Raw genomic sequence first — 955 nt, 5'->3', positions numbered from 1 at the left:
ACTGTTTGCGCACCATCCACAGGTTCGACAGCGCAAACAGCGTGACCTGCTGGGCTGTGTTTTTCACCAAGCCGCGAAACCGCACCTTGGTGTATCCAAACTGGCGCTTGATCACACGGAACGGATGCTCGACCTTAGCGCGCACCTGCGACTTGGCGTATTCGATCTTGCGCTTCATTCGCCAATCAGGCTTTTTTTGCCGTGCTTTTTGTGCGAACTGGGCCGGGCGGAAATCGACCAGATCACTTTTCGACTTTCATGTTCGGGGCGCTTGTGGACACCGGTGTAGCCAGCATCTCCGGCAACATGGGTTTCCTCACCATGCAGTAATGGGTCGACCTGAGTCACGTCGGCCACATTGGCGGCGGTACCCACCACGCTGTGCACCAGGCCCGAATCGGCATCCACACCAATGTGCGCCTTCATGCCAAAAAAGTACTGGTTACCTTTCTTGGTTTGGTGCATCTCAGGATCGCGCTTACCTTCCTTATTCTTGGTCGAACTGGGCGCATGGATAATCGTGGCATCGACGATGGTGCCTTGACGCAGCAGTAGCCCGCGGTTGCCGAGGTAGTCATTGATAACGCCCAGAATCCCCACCGCCAGGTCGTGCTTCTCCAGCAACCGACGAAAATTGAGGATGGTGGTTTCATCCGGGATGCGCTCCAGTCCCAGCCCAGCAAACTGGCGCAAAATTGTGGTCTCGTAGAGCGACTCTTCCATCGCCGGATCGCTGTAGCCGAACCAGTTCTGCATCAGGTGCACACGCAAGATGGCCATCAACGGGTATGACGGCCGGCCGCCTTCACCCTTCGGGTAATGCGGTTCGATCAAGGCAATCAAGCCCTTCCACGGCACCACCCGATCCATCTCGATCAGAAAACGCTCACGTCGGGTTTGTTTACGCTTGCCGGCATACTCAGCATCGGCGAAGGAGATCTGCTTCATCGGAAAA

Annotated in this window: 1 pseudogene; it reads right to left on the bottom strand. The window is 56.2% G+C overall.

Annotation, left to right across the window (positions count from 1 at the left end):
* Positions 1-948, bottom strand: a pseudogene (locus tag TU80_RS31085) (IS5 family transposase); the annotation flags it as partial.
* Positions 949-955: the final 7 nt, after the last annotated feature.

The organism is Pseudomonas veronii, assembly GCF_001439695.1.
In the GTDB taxonomy this organism is placed as follows: domain Bacteria; phylum Pseudomonadota; class Gammaproteobacteria; order Pseudomonadales; family Pseudomonadaceae; genus Aquipseudomonas; species Aquipseudomonas veronii.
Note: the sequence above shows the minus strand (reverse complement) of the source record. Positions and strands in the feature narration are given on the sequence as shown.